Genomic DNA, 19,418 nt, shown 5'->3' on the forward strand with positions numbered 1-19,418 from the left:
TCGGCCTCGCCTACACTCGACAACGTGCCACGTGGTGACGGTCGACTCAATCACGATCTGCTTCCCGGCGAAAAAGGCCCCCAGGACGCTTGCGGCGTCTTCGGGGTCTGGGCGCCCGGCGAAGAGGTCGCAAAGCTCGCGTACTTCGGGCTCTACGCCCTCCAGCACCGGGGCCAGGAATCCGCGGGTATCGCGGTCAGCAACGGCTCCCAGATCCTCGTCTTCAAGGACATGGGCCTGGTCTCCCAGGTCTTCGACGAAACCTCACTCGGTTCGCTCCAGGGTCATATCGCGGTCGGACACGCCCGCTACTCGACCACCGGCGCCTCCGTGTGGGAGAACGCCCAGCCGACGTTCCGCGCCACCGCGCACGGTTCGATCGCGCTCGGCCACAACGGCAACCTGGTCAACACCGCCCAGCTGGCGGAGATGGTCGCCGACCTGCCCAAGGACACCAACGGCCGCTCCACCCGCGTCGCGGCCACCAACGACACCGACCTGCTGACGGCACTCCTCGCCGCCCAGGTCGACGAGGACGGCAAGCCGCTGACCATCGAGGAGGCCGCGCACGCGGTGCTCCCGAAGGTCCAGGGCGCGTTCAGCCTCGTCTTCATGGACGAGCACACCCTCTACGCCGCCCGCGACCCGCAGGGCATCCGCCCGCTGGTCCTCGGCCGGCTGGAGCGCGGCTGGGTGGTCGCCTCCGAGTCCGCGGCCCTCGACATCTGCGGCGCGTCCTACGTCCGGGAGATCGAGCCGGGCGAGTTCATCGCCATCGACGAGAACGGCCTGCGCAGCTCCCGGTTCGCGGAAGCGAAGCCCAAGGGCTGTGTCTTCGAGTACGTGTACCTGGCCCGCCCGGACACCGACATCGCGGGCCGGAACGTCTACCTGTCCCGGGTGGAGATGGGCCGCCGCCTCGCCAAGGAGGCGCCCGCCGAGGCCGACCTGGTCATAGCGACCCCGGAGTCCGGCACCCCGGCCGCGATCGGCTACGCCGAGGCGTCCGGCATCCCCTTCGGCAACGGCCTGGTGAAGAACGCCTACGTCGGCCGGACCTTCATCCAGCCCTCGCAGACGATCCGCCAGCTCGGCATCCGGCTGAAGCTGAACCCGCTCAAGGAAGTCATCAAGGGCAAGCGCCTGGTCGTCGTGGACGACTCGATCGTGCGCGGCAACACCCAGCGGGCCCTGGTCCGCATGCTGCGCGAGGCGGGCGCCGCCGAGGTCCACATCCGGATCTCCTCGCCCCCGGTGAAGTGGCCCTGCTTCTTCGGCATCGACTTCGCCACCCGCGCCGAGCTGATCGCCAACGGCATGACGATCGAGGAGATCGGCACCAGCCTGGGCGCCGACTCGCTCGCGTACATCTCTATCGACGGCATGATCGAGGCGACCACCATCGCCAAGCCGAACCTGTGCCGGGCCTGCTTCGACGGCGAGTACCCGATGGACCTGCCCGACCCGGAGCTGCTCGGCAAGCAGCTGCTGGAGACCGAGCTGGCGGCCGGGACCGCCGCCACCGCCGCGGCCGACGCCATCCGGCGTCCCTGAGCCGCGCCGACCGAGCCGTACGACAGGAAAGTTGTCTTACAGTCATGTCCTCTGAGACCACGGGTGCCAGCTACGCGAGCGCGGGCGTCGACATCGAGGCGGGCGACCGCGCCGTCGAGCTGATGAAGGAATGGGTGCGCAAGACGCGCCGCCCCGAGGTCCTCGGCGGCATCGGCGGCTTCGCCGGCCTCTTCGACGCCTCCGCCCTCAAGCGCTACGAGCGCCCGCTGCTCGCCTCCGCCACGGACGGCGTCGGCACCAAGGTCGACATCGCGCGCCGCCTCGGCGTGTACGACACCATCGGGCACGACCTGGTCGCCATGGTCATGGACGACATCGTGGTGTGCGGCGCCGAGCCGCTGTTCATGACCGACTACATCTGCGTCGGCAAGGTCCACCCCGAGCGGGTCGCCGCGATCGTCAAGGGCATCGCGGAGGGCTGCGTGCTCGCCGGGTGCGCCCTGGTGGGCGGCGAGACCGCCGAGCACCCCGGCCTGCTCGGCCCGGACGACTTCGACGTCGCCGGTGCCGGTACCGGCGTGGTGGAGGCCGACCGGCTGCTGGGCCCCGACCGCATCCGCTCCGGCGACGTGGTGATCGCCATGGCGTCCTCCGGGCTTCACTCCAACGGGTACTCCCTGGTCCGTCACGTCCTGCTGGAGCGGGCCGGGCTGGCGCTGGAGAGCGAGATCGCGGAGCTGGGCCGGACGCTCGGCGAGGAGCTGCTGGAGCCCACGAAGATCTACTCGCTGGACTGCCTGGCGCTGACCCGCACCACCGAGGTGCACGCCTTCTCGCACATCACCGGCGGCGGCCTCGCGGCCAACCTGGCCCGGGTGATCCCGGACGGGCTGTACGCCACCGTGGACCGCTCCACCTGGACGCCGGGCGCGATCTTCGACCTGGTCGGCCGGACGGGCGACGTCGAGCGCCTGGAGCTGGAGAAGACCCTGAACATGGGCGTCGGCATGATGGCCGTCGTCCCGGCCGAGTCCGCCGAGGCGGCGCTGACCACGCTGGCCGACCGGGGCGTCGACGCCTGGGTGGCCGGCACGATCGCCGAGCGCGGCGAGCAGGAGACCGCGGCCGGGCTCGTCGGCGACTATCTGGTCTAAGCGGTGTCCAGCGGGGCCCAGCGGCGGGGGCCGCTCGGCCCCGGACAGCACAGAAGCCGGTCGGTGGCAGTGCCACCGACCGGTCTTCGGCTGCTCAATGCGACATGCTCAGTGCAAGGTCAAGCGCCGCGACGGTGCTGTGAGGGACCGTCGTCCTCGTCCTCGTCGTCCTCATAGAGGTCGGCGTAACGGGAGTAGAGGTCTTCCTCGTCGCCCTCATCGTCCTCGAACGGCTCGCTGTTCGGCGGCTCGTTCGAAGTCGATGCGCCCAGTTCACTGGCCAGACGCGACAGATCAGTCCCACCGCTGTTGTACTTCAGCTGGCGGGCGACCTTCGTCTGCTTGGCCTTGGCCCGGCCGCGCCCCATGGCTCGACCCCCTCGGTGACGGGGCTCAACGGCCCCAGAGTCTGACACGCGTTCATGATCCGAAACGGACTCCCCGTAGAGAGGCCGGTCCGTAGGGCTTCCACGGTACCTGAGCCCGCGCCCATACGGTACGTCGCCCGCAGCACGCGCGTGTGCACAGGACCCGCGAGGTGCCCTGTCCTCGCTGGTCAATGGCGATTTTAACCACTTATCGGGGTACGACCCGCCGACGGAAGTGACAGTTCTCTCCAAGTTGCCCCCGGCGGGTACCGCCGGGGGCCTCGGGCGCCCACCCGGACGCGGGGCGGGCAAGATCGCCGGGTCCATGTCTCCCCGGCGTGTCGGTCAGTGTGCGGCGCGCGCGTCGGCCATCCGCTGCTCGGCGATCCGGTCGGCCGCCGCGGCGGGCGGAACCCCGTCCGCCTTCGCACGTGCGAAGATCGCCAGCGTGGTGTCGAAGATCTTCGCGGCCTTCGCCCGGCACCGCTCGAAGTCGAAGCCGTGCAGCTCGTCGGCGACCTGGATGACCCCGCCCGCGTTCACCACGTAGTCCGGCGCGTAGAGGATGCCCCGGTCCTGGAGGTCCTTCTCCACCCCGGGGTGGGCGAGCTGGTTGTTGGCCGCGCCGCACACCACGGAGGCGGTCAGCACCGGCACCGTGTGGTCGTCCAGCGCCCCGCCCAGCGCGCAGGGAGCGTAGATGTCGAGCTCCTCCAGGCGGATCAGCGTCTCGGTGTCCGCGACCCGGCGCACGGCGGGGTGGGCCGCGACGATCCCGTCCACGGCCGCCGCGCGCACGTCGGTCACCACGACCTGGGCGCCCTCCGCCAGCAGGTGCCCGACCAGATGCCGGCCGACCTTGCCGACGCCCGCGATGCCGACCACGCGGTCCCGCAGCGAGGGGTCGCCCCACAGGTGCTGGGCCGAGGCACGCATGCCCTGGTAGACGCCGAACGCGGTGAGCACCGAGGAGTCGCCCGCGCCGCCCTGCTCCGGCGAGCGCCCGGTGGTCCAGCGGCACTCGCGGGCCACCACGTCCATGTCGGCGACATAGGTGCCGACGTCGCACGCGGTGACGTAGCGGCCGCCGAGCGAGGCGACCATGCGGCCGTAGGCGAGCAGCAGCTCCTCGGTGCGGTCCCGCGCCGGGTCGCCGATGATCACGGCCTTGCCGCCGCCGTGGTCGAGCCCGGCCATGGCGTTCTTGTACGACATCCCGCGCGCGAGCTGGAGGGCGTCGGCCACGGCCTCGGCCTCGCTCGGGTACGGGTGGAAGCGCGTGCCGCCGAGCGCGGGGCCCAGCGCGGTGGAGTGGATGGCGATGACGGCCTTCAGGCCGGTGGCGCGGTCCTGGCAGAGCACGACCTGCTCATGGCCGCCCTGGTCCGAGCGGAACAGGGTGTGCAGGACATCTGCGGTGACGCCGGTTACCTCGGTCACTGTGGTGACTCCTGTGTAAGAAGCGGCGGGCGGGGCCGGAGCCCCTGGGGTGCCCCCACACTTTTGGTGGCGGGGGAGGGTGGCGGGATGCTGCCACGCGGCCGTTGGGCCGCAAGGCTGAGAGTAGAGCCTGCGCCCGGCCCAGGACCGGCACCCGCCGAGGATCACCCGCAGGTGCGACGCGCTGGTGCGGCCGTGGCACGATTCGCGGTGGTTTCGAGGCGATCGGGATGGGGAGTGAGCAGGCGTGCCCAAGGTGTCCTCCGTGGTCGTCCCCTATGCCGCGTACCTGCGCGTGTACGAGCCGCTGGCCGCCTTCCCGGAGCCGGAGCGCGACCACTGGACCCGCTACGCCCGCCGCTCCGACCGCCCCACCTACCAGGACGAGCTGCGTCGCTCGCTGGCCGATCTGCTGCCCACCCCGCCGGTGCCGGTCCCGGTGCACGAGAGCGCCGACGCGTTCGTGCTGGAGCGGGACGGCGTGGTGTGCGTCTGCCCCTGGCGGACCCGGCTGCGCGGCTGGCAGGCGCTGGCGGGCCTCGGTGAGGAACTGCCCACCCCGGTGCTGGACGCGGTCCTCCCGCCCCTGGTGCGCGACCAGGCCGCCCAGGACTACGAGCGCTGGCTCGGGCACAACCCCGGCGCCCGCGCCTGGATTCGCGGCGCGACCTGGCAGATCCCGCTGAACTGGTTCGTGCTGGTCGCCGACGAGGAGCGACGCTTCGAGCCGCGCAGCGGCGAGACCCCGGCGATGCTGCGCTACCGCACGCCGATGGTGCAGGCCCGGCGCCGGGTGGCGCGGTCGCTGCGCACCCTCAGGGACACCGTCGAGGAGAGCCCGCTGATCGACGGCGTGCTGGACGTCGGCCGCTGGCTGGAGGAGTTTCACCCGCGCTCGGTGGTCGAGCTGGACTACGGCGGCCTGGTGCACGCGGTGCCGGGCCGGACGCTGGAGGAGGACCACTCCGCGGCGGACGTGGCCGAGGGCATCGACGCGCTGCGCCGGGGCGACGGAAGCGCCGCGAGCCTGGCCTACGGGCGGCTGGCGGCCCGCTGGCGGTCGGTGCGGGACCTGCGCTCGGCGAACTGAACCCCGCCCGAGTGACGCACGTCACGGTCGAAATGGGCTCGAACAGCGTACGGTCTACGGAACTTGGGTCGTTTGGCGGGGCGTTCGCCTCGAACCGGGCTTTTGCCTCATTGGGTGATGGACGGCACTTACACGGCCCTTGCGTCTCTTGCCACTCCTCGTGCCAAAATAGGACAAGGAGTCCGGGGAGGACTCTGTCTGCCCATCTGTGCTCCATTATGGGCGGATTCTCCGCATTGCACGCTTTGGTGGGTCTTGTGGCTCCCGATCGCCATGTGACTGATCGTCACGTCGGCGTGACTGTCCGCTATGGCATGGTCCATCGGCTTCCGTCGTGGATGAACACCTGGGAGGGCAATTCCATCGGTTTGGCCGACGCGGCTGGACAGATGGTGTAGTTGTAGTGCCGAGGACAAGCCGTTCGTCCTATAACCGACTCGACTCGCGTCCGCCATTTCGGGCAACGCGGGTCAAGGTGCAGAATTTAGAGGAAAGAACCGAGAAGGTTCGGTTCTCCCGAGGAGGCCGCTCATGACCGCTCGCACCCCTGATGCCGAGCCGCTGCTGACCCCGGCTGAGGTCGCCACCATGTTCCGTGTCGACCCCAAGACGGTCACGCGGTGGGCGAAGGCCGGCAAGCTCACGTCGATCCGCACGCTCGGCGGGCACCGCCGCTACCGCGAGGCGGAGGTCCGCGCACTGCTCGCGGGCATCCCGCAGCAGCGCAGCGAGGCCTGAACAACTGAATAACCGGGCAAAACGACCGGCCCCCCAACCGGCCGAAACGCCCAACCCCTAGCTCCACAACGACGCGGGCCTGCCCCAACAGGCCCCACGCCCACGCCGGACACGGTCCGGAGGCACGTGGCACCGAGTGCGTCTTAGGTCGCGCTGGACTCCGCCGGGTCCAGCGCGACCTTTTTTGTGCGCTCACGGGCGCCCGCGAGCCCCGCGTGAGCGGCCTTGTCGAAGTCCTTGTCGGAGTCTGGGGAGGGCTGTGGGAAGCCCCCCGCACCTGCTCCGGAAGCCCGGCGGGACGCCCTCGGGGAGAGTGCAATTGCACATATTAAATTGACCTGTTGTAGGTCGGCGGTAAAAACCTGAGTTCCAAAAACTCATGCCGTGACTCCCGTCACACCGCGAGACGCTTGTTGTCCCGCGCACAGGTGCGCTATTGGCGCTCTCCCGTCTCACCGTCCCCTGGGGGAACGGGTGTTGGGGCGGCGAACGGATGCGGTGCCGGCGGGGCGGGGCGGCCCTCAGGCGGGCGCTCAGGGGCGTACGCGTCCCACGCCGGGCCGATGGCCGCGTGCGCCGCCTCCGCAGGTCGCACAGGGCGCACGGGGCGCCCGCGGGTGCCTGCCGGTGCCTGGGAACGAGGAAGGGCCCCCGGAATCCGGGGGCCCTTCTCTTTACTGCGGTCCTGACGGGATTTGAACCCGCGGCCTCCACCTTGACAGGGTGGCGAGCACTCCAAACTGCTCCACAGGACCATCTGCTGCGGCGCTTCGTTTCTGCGTTGCGCTGCGAGAAGGACTGTACAGGAGTCCGGGTGTCCTGGTCGAACTCACCCAGCGCGTCCGCTCCGCTACGGTGCGGCGGCGTCGATCGCCTTCACGATCCGCTTGTCGGAGACCGGGTACGCCGTGCCCAGGGCGTGGGCGAAATAGCTGACCCGCAGCTCCTCCAGCATCCAGCGGATGTCCAGCACCGGCCGGGGCACCGGGCGTCCCTGGGGCAGCTGCTCCAGCAGCCAGGCGTACTCGTCCCGCATCTCGTGCACCTTCTGCATGCGGGTGGTGTCCCGCTGGACGCTGGTCGGCATCTGTTGCAGGCGCCGGTCGGCGGCCACCAGGTAGCGCATCAGATGCGGCAGCCGCGCGATGCCCGCCCACGTCACGAAGCCGGGCTTCACCAACGCGTCCAACTGCTGCCGTACGTCCGTCAGATTGGCCAGCAGCGTCGGGCTGGTGACCGACTTCAGCCGCCGTTCGCACGCCTGCCAGGCGGCCAGCACCTGCTGCGTCTGGCCCACCGCGCGCACGGTGGTGTCCACGATGTCGGCCCGCACCTTGTCGTAGAGCTTCCGGTACGACTCCTCGTCCCACACCGGGCCGCCGAAGTCCGCGATCAGCTTGTCGGCCGCCGCCATCGCGCAGTCGTCGAACAGCGCCTGCACCGAACCGTGCGGATTGGCGGACAGCGCGAGCTTCTGCGCGTTCGTCAGCTTCTCGGACGCGAACTTCGCCGGGTTCACCGGGATGTTGCGCAGGATCAGCCGTCGCACGCCCTTCCACATCGCCTCGGCCTGCTCCTCCTCGGTGTCGAAGAGCCGGACCGAGACCGTGTCGCCGTCGTCCACCAGCGCCGGGTACGCCTTCACCGGCTGCCCGGCCCGACGGGTCTCGAAGACCCGGCTGAGGGTGCCGATGCTCCAGTCGGTCAGGCCCGAGCGCTCCAGCGAGGGCCCGCCCTGCCGGGACGCGGTGGCGGCGGCCGCCTGCGAGATGGCCTCGCGGGCCTTCGGACGCAGCCGGAGCTTGAGCGCCTCCAGGTCCTTGTCCTCGGCCAGCTTGCGGCGCCGCTCGTCCACGATCCGGAAGGTGACCTTCAGATGGTCCGGCACCCTCGACCAGTCGAAGTCCTCGGCCTCGAAGGGCACGCCCACCATGCGCTTCAGCTCGCGCGCCATGGTCGTCGTCAGCGGCTCCTGGAGGGGCACCGCCCGCTGGAGGAACTTCTTGGCGTAGTTCGGCGCCGGGACGTAGTTGCGGCGGATCGGCTTGGGCAGCGAGCGGATCAGCTCGGTGACGACGTCCTCGCGCAGACCGGGGATCTGCCACTCGAAGCCCTCGTCGGTGACCTGGTTGAGCACCTGGAGCGGGATGTGCACGGTCACCCCGTCGGCGTCCGCACCCGGCTCGAACTGGTAGGTCACCCGGAACTTCAGCTCGCCCTGGCGCCAACTGTCGGGATAGTCGGCCTTGGTGACCGCCTCCGCCGACTCCCGGATGAGCATCTCCCGCTCGAAGTCCAGGTATTCCGGCTGCTCGTGCCGCTTGTGCTTCCACCAGGAGTCGAAGTGGGCGCCGGAGACGACGTGTTCGGGCACCCGCTGGTCGTAGAAGTCGAACAGCGTCTCGTCGTCCACGACGATGTCCCGGCGCCGCGCCCGGTGCTCCAGCTCCTCGACCTCGCTGAGCAGCTTGCGGTTGTCGGCGAAGAACTTGTGATGGGTGCGCCAGTCGCCCTCGACCAGGGCGTTGCGGATGAACAGCTCGCGGGAGATCTCGGGGTCGATCCGCCCGTAGTTCACCTTGCGCTGGGCGACGATCGGCACGCCGTACAGCGTCACCTTCTCGTACGCCATCACGGCCGCCTGGTCCTTCTCCCAGTGCGGCTCGCTGTACGTGCGCTTCAGCAGGTGCTCCGCGAGCGGCTCGACCCACTCGGGCTCGATCTTGGCGTTGACGCGGGCCCAGAGCCGGGAGGTCTCCACCAGCTCGGCGGACATCAGGAACTTCGGCTGCTTCTTGAACAGCGAGGAGCCGGGGAACACCGCGAACTTGGCGTTGCGGGCGCCCAGGTACTCGTTCTTGTTGCCGTCCTTCACGTCCTTCATCCCGACGTGGGAGAGCAGGCCCGCGAGGAGCGAGACATGGACGCGGTCGGCCGGGGCGTCCTCGTCGTTGAGGTGGATGTCCATCTGCTTGGCGACCGTGCGCAGCTGGAGGTAGATGTCCTGCCACTCGCGCACCCGCAGGAAGTTCAGGTACTCCTGCTTGCACATCCGGCGGAACGAGGAGGAGCCGCGCTCCTTCTGCTGCTCGCGCAGGTACCGCCACAGGTTGAGGTAGGCGAGGAAGTCGCTGGTCTCGTCGCGGAAGCGGGCGTGCTGCTGGTCGGCCTGGGTCTGCTTGTCGGCCGGGCGCTCGCGCGGGTCCTGGATGGAGAGCGCGGCGGCGATGACCATGACCTCGCGGACACAGCCGTTCTTGGCGGCCTCCAGCACCATCCGGGCCAGGCGCGGGTCGACGGGGAGCTGGGCGAGCTTGCGGCCGGTGTCGGTGAGCCGCCTGCGGGGGTCCTTCTGCGCGGGATCGAGGGCGTTGAGTTCCTGGAGGAGCTGGACGCCGTCGCGGATGTTGCGGTGGTCCGGCGGGTCGATGAAGGGGAACTTCTCGATCTCGCCGAGGCCGGCCGCGGTCATCTGCAGGATGACGGAGGCGAGGTTGGTGCGCAGGATCTCGGCGTCGGTGAACTCCGGCCGGGCGAGGAAGTCGTCCTCGCTGTACAGCCGGATGCAGATGCCGTCGGAGGTACGGCCGCAGCGGCCCTTGCGCTGGTTGGCGCTGGCCTGCGAGACCGGCTCGATGGGCAGCCGCTGGACCTTGGTGCGGTGGCTGTAGCGGCTGATCCGGGCGAAGCCGGGGTCGATCACGTACTTGATGCCGGGCACGGTCAGCGAGGTCTCGGCGACGTTGGTCGCCAGCACGATCCGGCGCCCGGTGTGCTGCTGGAACACCCGGTGCTGCTCGGCGTGCGAGAGGCGCGCGTACAGCGGCAGCACCTCGGTCGAGCGGAACTTCTTCTTCTCCAGCGCGTCCGCGGTGTCCCGGATCTCCCGCTCGCCGGAGAGGAAGACGAGGACGTCGCCGGGGCCCTCGGCCATCAGTTCCTCGACGGCGTCGGTGATCGCGGTGATCTGGTCCCGGTCGGCGTCGGTGGAGTCCTCCTCCAGCAGCGGCCGGTAGCGCACCTCCACCGGGTAGGTCCGTCCGCTGACCTCGATGATCGGGGCGTCGCCGAAGTGCCGGGAGAAGCGCTCCGGGTCGATGGTCGCCGAGGTGATGACGACCTTCAGGTCCGGCCGCTTGGGCAGCAGCTGGGCGAGGTAGCCGAGCAGGAAGTCGATGTTGAGGGACCGCTCGTGGGCCTCGTCGATGATGATCGTGTCGTAGGCCCGCAGCTCGCGGTCGTTCTGGATCTCCGCGAGCAGGATGCCGTCCGTCATCAGCTTGATGAAGGTGGCGTCCGGGTTCACCTGGTCGGTGAAGCGGACCTTCCAGCCGACGGTCTCGCCGAGCGGGGTCCGCAGCTCGTCGGCGACCCGCTCCGCGACGGTACGGGCGGCGATCCGGCGGGGCTGGGTGTGCCCGATCATCCCGCGCAGGCCCCGGCCCAGCTCCACGCAGATCTTCGGGATCTGCGTGGTCTTCCCGGACCCGGTCTCACCGGCCACGATGACGACCTGATGATCGCGGATGGCGGCCGCGATCTCGTCCTTCTTCTGGCTGACCGGGAGCTGCTGGGGATAGCTGACCGAGGGCACCCGGGAGCGCCGTTCGGTCATCCGGGACGCGGCCTTGTCGACCTCGCCCTCCAGCTCGGCCAGGACGGCGGCACGCGCCTCCGGCTTGCGGATCTTGCGTGCGCCTTCGAGCCTGCGCCCGAGCCGGTGCGCGTCACGCAGCGACAGCTCGGTCAGACGGGAGGCGAGAGACCCCAAGGCGGGGGCGGGATGCGTAGACATACGCGATCCAGGATCTCACCTCGGGGAAATACCGCGCGAACGAATTGACGGTGAGGGCGTCCTCGGCGGGCGGTTCCCTCACCGTCACACCTCGCCCGGTGTTCAGCAGGCGTTCTGTCCGGACCGGAATCCGGACCGGAAACCGCTCTTGAAGCCCTGCTGGTAGTCGCGGCGCGGGTCCTTCTTCACGTGCTCGTGGTGCGGGAACTGCCGCTGGCCGCCCCGGTTGTCATCGTCGTCGCAGCGGTTGCGGCCGTCGCGGAACCCTGCCTTGAAGCCGTCCCGGAACCCCCTCTGAAAGTCCTTGGGGGAAGACGGAGCTGAGGAGGGAGCCTTCGTCGTGCTCACCTGGCTCGGGACGGGTGCCGCTGAAGCGGTCTGCGAGAAGGCGACCGGTGCGAGGACGACGGCGGCGGCCATGAGGACCGAACTGAGGGCGGTCGTCCGTTTTCTGTTCTTGGCGCGCATTTGCGCCCCCTTGGGGTTAAATTCCCACGAATGGACCCGTTTAACTTTAGTCGCGGCCCTGACAGCCGCAACCGCGCGCAGGTCACACGAAAGCACCCCCTCCGAATGAATTCGAAGGGGGTGTCTGCCCTGGTGGGGGCGGTTGTGGCTGGGGCCGGGGTCGAACCGGCGACCTATCGCTTTTCAGGCGATCGCTCGTACCAACTGAGCTACCCAGCCACGAGGTTTCACGTGAAACCTCAGCGGTCCTGACGGGATTTGAACCCGCGGCCTCCACCTTGACAGGGTGGCGAGCACTCCAAACTGCTCCACAGGACCTTGCGCTGTACGACAGTGTCGCACAAGGTTGCGGGTCCTCCCAACGCGTTTCCCACCGGGGGTGAGGTGCGCATCTGTTGGGCTGACGTCGCTCGAGAAGCGTATCAGAGCAGGGGCGGTGCTCCGTACCGCGCTTCTCGACGGCGACCGGTGCCCCGACATGGGGAAACGCGAAAGCCCGCCCTGGATCAGGGCGGGCTTTCGCGACAAGTCTGTTGTGGTGCCCCCAACGGGATTCGAACCCGTGCTACCGCCTTGAAAGGGCGGCGTCCTAGGCCGCTAGACGATGAGGGCTATCGGCCCGCCTGGGCGCTTCGCAGCGCGTCGGGGACGTGTGAAGCATAGGGGATCGCGAGCGGTATGGGCAAAACCCTTCGCCGTGGACTCTTCGCCGCGGCGCGGGCGCCGGGCCGGGGTTCAGTGCTTCACCAGGTGCCGGCTGACCTCCGCCGTGGTCCGTCCGAGCCCGCCCAGCTTGATCGCGTCCCATGCCTGGAGCCGCCGGGTGTCCCGGTCCAGGTAGAGCACCGACGCCTCGATCGGCGCCGGGTACTGGCCTTCCACCGCGCGCAGTCCGCTGCCGCCGGTCGAGCCCTCGCGGCGCAGCCGGGTGCCCAGCGGAAGGATCTTCGTGCCCTGGGTGTGCAGATGGCCGCAGAGCACCAGCGGCACCGTGCCGTCGGTCCCGGCGGCGGCCACCGGCTCGTGCGCCACAGCGATGTCCACCGGCGTGCCCTTCGCCTTCTGGTCGCGCAGCGCAGAGGCGAGCCGGGCGCCCGCGAGCCGTTCCGCCGCGTCCCCGCCGGTCGCCTGGGAGCGGTCGGGGGTGAACTGGGGGTCGCCGGTGCCCGCGAAGCGCACCCCGGCGATCGTCTCGGCCCGGCCCTCGTCCAGCACGTGCGCGTTCTTGACGCCCTCCAGATAGCGCTGGGTGGCGCGCGAGTCGTGGTTGCCCCGGACCCACACGTACGGCACGCCGAGGTCCTTCACCGGATCGAGGAAGCCGTTCTCCGCCGAGGTGCCGTGGTCCATGGTGTCGCCGGAGTCGACGATCACATCGACCTTGTACTGGTCCACCAGCGAGCCGATGATCTTCCACGCGGCCGGGTTCAGGTGGATGTCGGAGACGTGCAGGACCCGGATCGTGGTCGGGTCGGGCTGGTAGGCGGGGAGCGTGGAGGCGACGTCGTACAGCTTGGTCACGTTGGTCACCAGCCGGGCCAGCTCCCGCTGGTAGACGTCGAAGTCGGTGACGATGCTGCGGGCGTTGCCCACCACGGACGGCGCCGAGGAGAGCAGCCCGGAGAACTTCGGCTCCAGTACCGACTTCGGGTTCCAGGTGGCCCACGCCGACACCCCGGAGGCCGCGAGCAGCGCCAGCGCGAGACCGCCCGCCGCCAGCGCGGGGCGCGGACGACGGTAGACGGCGAGGCCGAGCGCGGTCGCGCCGGTGACGACGGCCACGCAGGAGCGCACCGCGAGGTCGAGCGTGCCCCGCCGGACGTCACGGGCCACCTCGTCCTGGAGCCCGGACAGCCGCTCGGGGTGGTCGACCAGCGCCTGCGCGCGGGCCGGGTCGAGCTGGTCCACGTCGACGTCCAGCCGGACGGGTGAGACATGGCTGTCCAGGGTCAGCGCGCCGAGCGGGGAGACGTTGATCTTGGTGCCGCCGCTGAGCGAGGGCCGCAGGGCCATCGTGGTGTCCATCGGGCCGACCGGGGCCCGGACGTTGCCGACGACCAGCAGCCCCAGCCACGCCCCGACGAGCACGACACCCGTCAGGCCCAACGCCCGGAGCCACCGGCCGCCGCCCGTCCGGTGCGGCAGACGCCACCACTTCCGGTCGCGGGTCGGGTCCGGCACGGGAGCGGCGGGGAGTTCGGGCATTGGGGCCGTATGCCCGTACGAACGCCGGACCATGCGGGGCGCAGGGCCATGCGGGGCGCTCGACCATGCGGGCGCAGGGCCATGCGGGGCGCTCGACCATGCGGGCGCAGGGCCGTGCGGCGCCCCGGATCAGCCCCAGCCCAGTTCGTGCAGCCGGGCGTCCTCGATGCCGAAGTGGTGGGCGACCTCGTGGACGACGGTGACGGCCACCTCGTGGACCACCTCCTCGGCGGTCTCGCAGTACCGCAGGGTGGGGCCCATGTAGATGCTGATGCGGTCGGGGAGGACCCCGGCGTACCACTCGCCGCGCTCGGTGAGCGGGGTGCCCTCGTACAGGCCGAGCAGTTCGGGGTCGTCGGCGGCGGGCTCGTCCTCCACGAAGACGGCCACGTTGTCCATGACCCGCGTCAGTTCCGGCGGGATTCTGTCGAGGGCCTCGCTCACCAGCTCTTCGAACCTGTCGCGTGTCATCTGCAGCACACGGCCATTGTCGGGGACCGGCGCCCGGCAGGGGAGGTGTACGCGCGGGCGGGCCCGACGGGCGGCGTGTCCTCTTGCGGGCGCCGGGAGTTGGGCAGGGCGTTTCCGTTCCCCGCTTCGGAGGTGGCCGTCGTGCGCCGCTTGTACGTACCCGTCCGTCTGGTCGTCGCGGTGCTGGCCGTGGCCGCCGCCTCCGGCTGTGTGCGCGTCGGCGACGACGCGGGACCCGCCCGTACCCCGCACTCCGCCGCCCAGCGGGAGGGGGCGGACTCCGGGGGCGGGCCGGTGTCCGGGGGCGGTGGGGCCGGGGCGGACGAGGAGGACGAGGGCGGCGACGGCAAGCACGGGCACGGCGGCAAGAAGAAGCGGCACGGCGAGTCGGCCTCCGCCTCGGCGGACGAACGCGAGCCGGGCGAGAAGGGTTCGGCGGCACCGTCCGAGCCGGGGCAGACGGTGCGGCCCGGTGAGCCGGTGCCCTCGGGCGAGCCGACGCCGCCCCCGGTGACGTCCGAGCCGCCCGCGCCGCCCGCGTCGACCCCGCCGCCGCCGGCCACCGAGCCGCCGTCGGCCGAGCCGTCGTCGTCGGCCCACGAGGACCCCGCCCCGCAGCTCGGCGGACGGGTTCCGGTGCCCGCCGTACGGGTCGCGGTGTGAGGTCCCGGAGGGCGCCGGACCGGGGCTGACGAGCTGGTTTGCCTTGAGGGGTGGGGGGTGCGTATGGTGGTAGATCGTTTGATCCCATTTGCCCGGCGCCATCGCAGAGCGCGCCGTGTGGCGCGTACTCTCCTTTGCCGTGACGGACCGCATTGAGGCGGTTGTGTTGTGCGAATCACGGAGTTGACGGGCGCGTGCCGAGAGACTCCGGAAGGTTTCGCATTCGCATGTCCGTTTCCAGTTCTGACCAGTTCGTCGTGCCCGAGAGCCCCGAGGACGAGGTCGCTCTCGTCGACGAGACGAACGAGGTCACCGCTGTCGTCGAGGCCGACGACACCCCCCAGATCACCTTCGCCGACCTCGGTCTGCCCGAGGGCATCGTGCGCAAGCTCGCGCAGAACGGTGTCACCACCCCGTTCCCGATCCAGGCCGCGACCATCCCGGACGCCCTGGCCGGCAAGGACATCCTCGGCCGTGGCCGCACCGGCTCCGGCAAGACCCTCTCCTTCGGTCTGCCCACCCTGGCCACGCTGGCCGGTGGCCGCACCGAGAAGAAGCGCCCGCGCGCCATCATCCTGACGCCGACCCGCGAGCTGGCGATGCAGGTCGCCGACGCCCTCCAGCCCTACGGTGACGTGCTCGGCCTGAAGATGAAGGTCGTCTGCGGCGGCACCTCGATGGGCAACCAGATCTACGCCCTCGAGCGCGGCGTCGACATCCTCGTCGCCACCCCGGGCCGCCTGCGCGACATCATCAACCGCGGCGCCTGCTCGCTGGAGGACGTCCAGATCGCGGTCCTCGACGAGGCCGACCAGATGTCCGACCTGGGCTTCCTGCCCGAGGTCACCGAGCTGCTCGACCAGGTCCCGTCGGGCGGCCAGCGCATGCTGTTCTCCGCGACCATGGAGAACGAGATCTCCACGCTGGTCAAGCGCTACCTGAACAACCCGGTGACGCACGAGGTCGACAGCGCCCAGGGCAACGTCACGACCATGTCGCACCACATCCTCATCGTGAAGCCCAAGGACAAGGCGCCGGTCACCGCCGCGATCGCCTCCCGCAAGGGCCGCACGATCATCTTCGTCCGCACCCAGCTGGGCGCCGACCGCATCGCCGAGCAGCTCCGCGAGTCCGGCGTGAAGGCCGACGCGCTGCACGGCGGCATGACCCAGGGCGCCCGTACCCGGACGCTGGCCGACTTCAAGGACGGCTACGTCAACGCGCTCGTCGCCACCGACGTCGCCGCGCGCGGCATCCACGTCGACGGCATCGACCTGGTCCTCAACGTCGACCCGGCGGGCGACCACAAGGACTACCTGCACCGTTCCGGCCGTACCGCCCGCGCGGGCCGCTCCGGCACGGTCGTCTCGCTGTCCCTGCCGCACCAGCGCCGCCAGATCTTCCGGCTGATGGAGGACGCGGGCGTCGACGCCGCGCGCCACATCATCCAGGGGGCCGGCGCCTTCGAGCCGGAGGTCGCCGAGATCACCGGCGCCCGCTCCATGACCGAGGTGCAGGCCGAGTCCGCGGGCAACGCCGCGCAGCAGGCCGAGCGTGAGGTCGCCCAGCTGGTCAAGGAGCTGGAGCGCGCCCAGCGCCGCGCCGGTGAGCTGCGCGAGGACGCCGACCGCCTGGTGGCGCGGGTCGCCCGCGAGCGTGGCGAGGACCCCGAGGCCGCCGTGGCCGAGGCCCAGGCCGTGGCCGAGCAGGCCGTGGCCGAGGCGGCCGCCGAGACGGAGCGTCCGGCGGCCCGTGAGCCCGAGCGCGACGAGCGCCCGGCGGGCCGGGAGCGCCGCTCCTTCGACCGCGACCGTGGCGACCGCCGTGACGACCGTGGCGGTCGTAACTTCGAGCGTCGTGACGACCGTGGTGGCCGCTCCTTCGAGCGCCGCGACGACCGTGGCGGTTTCCGCCGTGACGACCGTGGTGGCGAGCGCCGTGACGACCGTGGTGGCCGTGGCTTCGAGCGTCGCGATGACCGCGGTGGCCGTGGCTTCGAGCGTCGTGACGACCGCGGTGGCCGTTCTTTCGAGCGTCGTGACGACCGTGGCGGCGAGCGCCGTGACGACCGTGGTGGCCGTGGCTTCGAGCGTCGTGACGACCGCGGTGGCCGCTCCTTCGAGCGCCGTGACGACCGCGGTGGCTTCCGCCGTGACGACCGTGGCGGTCACCGGGGCAGCGACCGTCCCTTCAACCGTGAGCGCCGCGACGACCGTCCGGGCTTCCGCTCCGGCGGCCATGACCGTCCCTCCGGCCGCCGTGACGACCACCGCGGCAACGGCTCCTCCTTCGGCCGCCGCGAGGACAAGCCCCGCTGGAAGCACAACGGCTGACCCCAGGTGAGCTGACGAAGGGCCCGTACGGAGTTGTCCGTACGGGCCCTTCCCGTATCCGACGCCTTCGCGCCCGGTGCTTTTCGGCCGCCGAGTGGCGCATGTCACGTCTGCGCCCAGGGAATTGCTGGGGGCATGACAGACGACACGAAAGCGAGCGCCGCCGGGCCCGTCCTGTCGGACGAGGAGCGGCTCGCCGAACTCGGTTACACCCAGGTCCTGGCCCGCCGGATGTCGGCGTTCTCCAACTACGCCGTCTCCTTCACGATCATCTCGGTGCTGTCCGGCTGCCTCACGCTGTACCTCTTCGGCATGGTCACCGGCGGCCCCGCCGTCATCACCTGGGGCTGGGTCGCGGTCGGCCTGATGACGCTGCTCGTCGGCCTGTCGATGGCCGAGATCTGCTCCGCCTACCCCACCTCGGCGGGCCTGTACTTCTGGGCGCACCGGCTGGCGCCCCCGCGCTCGGCGGCGGCCTGGGCGTGGTTCACCGGGTGGTTCAACGTGCTCGGCCAGGTGGCCGTGACGGCGGGCATCGACTTCGGCGCGGCGTCCTTCCTCGGCGCCTGGCTGAACCTCCAGTTCGGCTTCCGGGTGACGCCCGGCCGCACGGTCCTGCTCTTCGCCGCGATCCTGCTGCTGCACGGCCTGCTGAACACCTTCGGCGTGCGCATCGTCGCCCTGCTGAACAGCGTGAGCGTGTGGTGGCACGTGGGCGGTGTCGCCGTCATCGTCGGCGCGCTCGCCCTCCTGCCCGACCACCACCAGTCGGCGTCCTTCGTGTTCACCCACTTCGTCAACGAGACGGGCTGGGGCAGCGGCTTCTACGTCGTCCTGCTCGGCCTGCTCATGGCGCAGTACACCTTCACCGGGTACGACGCCTCCGCCCACATGACCGAGGAGACCCACGACGCGGCGACCGCGGGCCCCAAGGGCATCGTCCGCTCCATCTGGACCTCCTGGATCGCGGGCTTCGTCCTGCTGCTGGGCTTCACCTTCGCCATCCAGTCGTACGACGGCGCGCTGAACTCCCCGACCGGCGCGCCCCCGGCCCAGATCCTGCTGGACGCGCTCGGCGCCACCACCGGCAAGCTGCTCCTGCTCGTGGTGATCGGCGCCCAGCTCTTCTGCGGAATGGCCTCGGTGACGGCCAACAGCCGCATGATCTACGCCTTCTCGCGGGACGGCGCGCTCCCCTTCTCCCGCGTCTGGCACACGGTCAGCCCGCGCACCCGCACCCCGGTCGCGGCGGTCTGGCTGGCCGCCCTCGGCGCGCTCGCCCTGGGCCTGCCGTACCTCATCAACTCCACGGCGTACGCGGCCGTGACGTCCATCGCGGTGATCGGGCTCTACATCGCCTACGTCATCCCGACCCTGCTGCGCGTCCGCAAGGGCGCGGCCTTCCAGCGGGGGCCGTGGCATCTGGGCCGCTGGTCGCTCCCGATCGGCGTGGTCTCGGTCGCCTGGGTCGGCCTGATCACGGTGCTCTTCATGCTTCCCCAGGTCTCGCCGGTCACCTGGGAGACCTTCAACTACGCCCCGGTCGCCGTCCTCGTCGTCCTCGGCTCCGCCGCCACCTGGTGGCTCGCCTCCGCCCGCCACTGGTTCCTCCGCGACTGACCGACGCGGCCGTGTCCCCGATACCCGATCGGAGACACGGCCACCGCCAGCTATGCTCGGACAGGCAACACCGCCCCGGGCCCTTAGCTCAATTGGCAGAGCAGTGGACTTTTAATCCATTGGTTGTGGGTTCGAGTCCCACAGGGCCTACCAGAAGGACCTCAGCTCAACGCAGAGTCGAGCTGGGGTCCTTCCCGTTTTCTCCGGGCTCTTGATCGTCTGCCGGCCCGCTGCTGGCCCGCTGGCTCAACCGAAGCTCAACCGAAGTGCGGACCGAGTCGAGTCCATGAACGGGGTGTCGACTATGCCCGGCTGGAAGCCCTGCTCCGGCAGCGGATCCCGGAGGAGTTCGTCCGGGTTCGTCCTCTGGCTTCGGGACGAGGTGGTCCCGGCGGGGTCCGGCGTCGTGTTCAACACGGAGTGGGGGCTGGAGGCCGGGTTGGCGGACGCGGTCGTCCCCAATGCCACCCGGCCGCGTATCGCCGCAGCTTTCGTCGCGCACTTGGAGGAGACCGGGCAGCTGGACGGTCCCGCCTCATCCGAGTGACGGAGGAGGCG

Annotated in this window: 14 protein-coding genes and 5 tRNA genes; 9 read left to right on the forward strand and 10 right to left on the reverse strand. The window is 70.5% G+C overall.

Annotation, left to right across the window (positions count from 1 at the left end):
• Positions 1-24: 24 nt before the first annotated feature.
• Together purF and purM are read left to right on the forward strand one after the other, a co-directional pair.
• Entirely contained in the window at positions 25-1,554 is a 1,530-nt protein-coding gene (gene purF / locus ACIPPM_RS24415; protein WP_389003313.1) for an amidophosphoribosyltransferase, read from the forward strand.
• Positions 1,555-1,598: 44 nt separating this feature from the next.
• Positions 1,599-2,669, forward strand: a complete 1,071-nt coding sequence (gene purM, locus ACIPPM_RS24420; protein ID WP_401451383.1) for a phosphoribosylformylglycinamidine cyclo-ligase — start codon at positions 1,599-1,601, stop codon at positions 2,667-2,669.
• A 119-nt stretch (positions 2,670-2,788) separates the two neighbouring features.
• On the opposite strand, the gene ACIPPM_RS24425 is transcribed toward purM, so the two are convergent.
• Both ACIPPM_RS24425 and ACIPPM_RS24430 read right to left on the reverse strand, forming a co-directional pair.
• Complete coding sequence (locus tag ACIPPM_RS24425) at positions 2,789-3,037, reverse strand: DUF3073 domain-containing protein (RefSeq protein ID WP_389003307.1); 249 nt, start codon at positions 3,035-3,037, stop codon at positions 2,789-2,791.
• Between the two features lie 345 nt (positions 3,038-3,382).
• Positions 3,383-4,477: a Leu/Phe/Val dehydrogenase gene (locus ACIPPM_RS24430; RefSeq protein ID WP_401451385.1), complete on the reverse strand. Its 1,095-nt coding sequence runs from the start codon at positions 4,475-4,477 to the stop codon at positions 3,383-3,385.
• 247 nt (positions 4,478-4,724) lie between these two features.
• Between ACIPPM_RS24430 and ACIPPM_RS24435 the strand changes: the two genes are divergently transcribed.
• Positions 4,725-5,567 (forward strand): hypothetical protein, encoded by an 843-nt coding sequence (locus tag ACIPPM_RS24435; protein ID WP_401451388.1) that lies wholly within the window; start codon positions 4,725-4,727, stop codon positions 5,565-5,567.
• A gap of 531 nt (positions 5,568-6,098) precedes the next feature.
• Complete coding sequence (gene bldC, locus ACIPPM_RS24440; RefSeq protein ID WP_003949541.1) at positions 6,099-6,305, forward strand: developmental transcriptional regulator BldC; 207 nt, start codon at positions 6,099-6,101, stop codon at positions 6,303-6,305.
• Between the two features lie 680 nt (positions 6,306-6,985).
• On the opposite strand, the gene ACIPPM_RS24445 is transcribed toward bldC, so the two are convergent.
• The 8 genes from ACIPPM_RS24445 to ACIPPM_RS24480 all read right to left on the reverse strand — a co-directional run bounded on the left by ACIPPM_RS24445 (position 6,986) and on the right by ACIPPM_RS24480 (position 14,253).
• Positions 6,986-7,060 (reverse strand) — tRNA-Asp (locus ACIPPM_RS24445).
• 95 nt (positions 7,061-7,155) lie between these two features.
• Positions 7,156-11,100 carry an ATP-dependent RNA helicase HrpA gene (gene hrpA / locus ACIPPM_RS24450; RefSeq protein WP_401451391.1) on the reverse strand — a complete coding sequence of 1,315 codons (3,945 nt, stop codon included), beginning with the start codon at positions 11,098-11,100 and terminating at the stop codon, positions 7,156-7,158.
• A gap of 102 nt (positions 11,101-11,202) precedes the next feature.
• The gene (locus ACIPPM_RS24455; RefSeq protein ID WP_401451394.1) at positions 11,203-11,568 is read right to left on the reverse strand and encodes a hypothetical protein; all 366 of its coding nucleotides are present in this window, start codon (positions 11,566-11,568) and stop codon (positions 11,203-11,205) included.
• A gap of 145 nt (positions 11,569-11,713) precedes the next feature.
• Positions 11,714-11,787: transfer RNA gene (locus ACIPPM_RS24460), tRNA-Phe, on the reverse strand.
• A 24-nt stretch (positions 11,788-11,811) separates the two neighbouring features.
• Positions 11,812-11,886: transfer RNA gene (locus ACIPPM_RS24465), tRNA-Asp, on the reverse strand.
• Between the two features lie 218 nt (positions 11,887-12,104).
• Positions 12,105-12,180 (reverse strand) — tRNA-Glu (locus ACIPPM_RS24470).
• A gap of 123 nt (positions 12,181-12,303) precedes the next feature.
• The gene (locus ACIPPM_RS24475) at positions 12,304-13,773 is read right to left on the reverse strand and encodes a metallophosphoesterase (RefSeq protein WP_401451396.1); all 1,470 of its coding nucleotides are present in this window, start codon (positions 13,771-13,773) and stop codon (positions 12,304-12,306) included.
• Positions 13,774-13,902: 129 nt separating this feature from the next.
• A complete protein-coding gene (locus ACIPPM_RS24480; RefSeq protein WP_401451398.1) occupies positions 13,903-14,253 on the reverse strand; it encodes a metallopeptidase family protein in 351 nt (116 codons plus the stop codon).
• A gap of 132 nt (positions 14,254-14,385) precedes the next feature.
• On the opposite strand from ACIPPM_RS24480, the gene ACIPPM_RS24485 reads away from it, so the two are divergent.
• From ACIPPM_RS24485 to ACIPPM_RS24505, 5 genes are all read left to right on the forward strand, one after another.
• Complete coding sequence (locus ACIPPM_RS24485) at positions 14,386-14,907, forward strand: hypothetical protein (protein ID WP_401451401.1); 522 nt, start codon at positions 14,386-14,388, stop codon at positions 14,905-14,907.
• Between the two features lie 227 nt (positions 14,908-15,134).
• The gene (locus ACIPPM_RS24490) at positions 15,135-17,240 is read left to right on the forward strand and encodes a DEAD/DEAH box helicase (RefSeq protein ID WP_401451404.1); all 2,106 of its coding nucleotides are present in this window, start codon (positions 15,135-15,137) and stop codon (positions 17,238-17,240) included.
• A gap of 135 nt (positions 17,241-17,375) precedes the next feature.
• Positions 17,376-18,860, forward strand: a complete 1,485-nt coding sequence (locus tag ACIPPM_RS24495) for an amino acid permease (protein ID WP_401451406.1) — start codon at positions 17,376-17,378, stop codon at positions 18,858-18,860.
• 77 nt (positions 18,861-18,937) lie between these two features.
• Positions 18,938-19,013, forward strand: a tRNA-Lys gene (locus ACIPPM_RS24500).
• A gap of 253 nt (positions 19,014-19,266) precedes the next feature.
• Positions 19,267-19,407 carry a hypothetical protein gene (locus tag ACIPPM_RS24505; RefSeq protein ID WP_401451409.1) on the forward strand — a complete coding sequence of 47 codons (141 nt, stop codon included), beginning with the start codon at positions 19,267-19,269 and terminating at the stop codon, positions 19,405-19,407.
• Positions 19,408-19,418: the final 11 nt, after the last annotated feature.

The organism is Streptomyces sp. NPDC090119 (genome assembly GCF_044747085.1).
Taxonomy (GTDB): Bacteria; Actinomycetota; Actinomycetes; order Streptomycetales; family Streptomycetaceae; genus Streptomyces.